2 protein-coding genes are annotated in these 1,179 nt (G+C 67.3%); both read left to right on the top strand.

Annotation, left to right across the window (positions count from 1 at the left end; all coding sequences use genetic code 11):
* A partial coding sequence (locus ACFWGZ_RS41105; RefSeq protein ID WP_382456992.1) for a sigma-70 family RNA polymerase sigma factor occupies positions 1 to 558 on the top strand: 558 nt, incomplete at its 5' end.
* Positions 559 to 793: 235 nt separating this feature from the next.
* A partial coding sequence (locus ACFWGZ_RS41100; RefSeq protein ID WP_382456991.1) for a sigma-70 family RNA polymerase sigma factor occupies positions 794 to 1,179 on the top strand: 386 nt, incomplete at its 3' end.

The following is a 1,179-nucleotide window of genomic DNA, read 5'->3' as shown; positions in this document are numbered from 1 at the left end:
GCCATCGACCGGTTCGACCCGGAGCGCGGTGTCCAGGTCCCGACCTTCGCGATGCCGACCGTCGTCGGGGAGATCAAACGATACTTCCGGGACCACGTACGGACCGTCCACGTCCCCCGGCGGCTCCACGAGCTCTGGGTCCAGGTCACCGGCGCCACCGAGGACCTGACGACCGCCCACGGCCGCTCGCCCACCACCGCGGAGATCGCCGAGCGGCTGAGGATCTCCGAGGACGAGGTGCTCGCCTGCATCGAGGCGGGGCGCTCGTACCACGCGACCTCGCTGGAGGCCGCCCAGGAAGGCGACGGACTGCCCGGCCTGCTCGACCGGCTCGGCTACGAGGACCCGGCCCTCGCCGGGGGCGAGCACCGCGATCTCGTACGGCACCTGCTCGTACAGCTGCCCGAGCGCGAGCAGCGCATTCTGCTGCTGCGCTACTACAGCAACCTGACGCAGTCCCAGATCAGCGCCGAGCTGGGCGTGTCCCAGATGCATGTGTCAAGACTGCTGGCCCGCAGCTTCGCCCGGCTCCGGTCCGCAAACAGGATCGACGCGTAACCGGATCGGGTAGAGCACGCGAAGTCCGTTTCACGCGGCCCTAATGGCGTACACCCCTTGTTAACTGCGCTTATGTCACAAAGACTTGTCGACATGTCACTACAGCGTGTTGCCGACATGTGACATTCTGCGGGAACCGCGTTTGCCGTGGCCTCGCCTCCGGTATTCAGGTGGAGGCTGCGTTCCTCCGATGGTCGCGGCTCACGCGACCGTCCGCGACCTCAAAGGGGGTGGCATGTCCGCAGAACAGGGCAGCTCGAAGGTGCTCACGCTCACGAAGAGCAAACCGGCACCCGCTGTGCTCACCAGCTCGCCGGAAGCCATCGACACCCGCACTCTGTCCCGCTCCCTGTTCCTGCGGCTCGCCGCGCTCGGACCGTCCCCGGACGGCACTGACAGCCCGGAGCGCGCCTACGTACGGGACACACTCATCGAGCTGAACCTCCCGCTGGTGCGGTACGCCGCGGCGCGGTTCCGCAGCCGCAACGAGCCGATGGAGGACATCGTCCAGGTCGGCACGATCGGCCTGATCAAGGCGATCGACCGGTTCGAGCTCAGCCGGGGCGTCGAGTTCCCGACCTTCGCGATGCCGACCATCGTCGGCGAGATCAAGCGTTTCTT

This window comes from Lentzea sp. NPDC060358, assembly GCF_042725365.1.
Taxonomy (GTDB): domain Bacteria; phylum Actinomycetota; class Actinomycetes; order Mycobacteriales; family Pseudonocardiaceae; genus Lentzea.
This window is presented reverse-complemented; position numbering and strand designations above follow the sequence as displayed.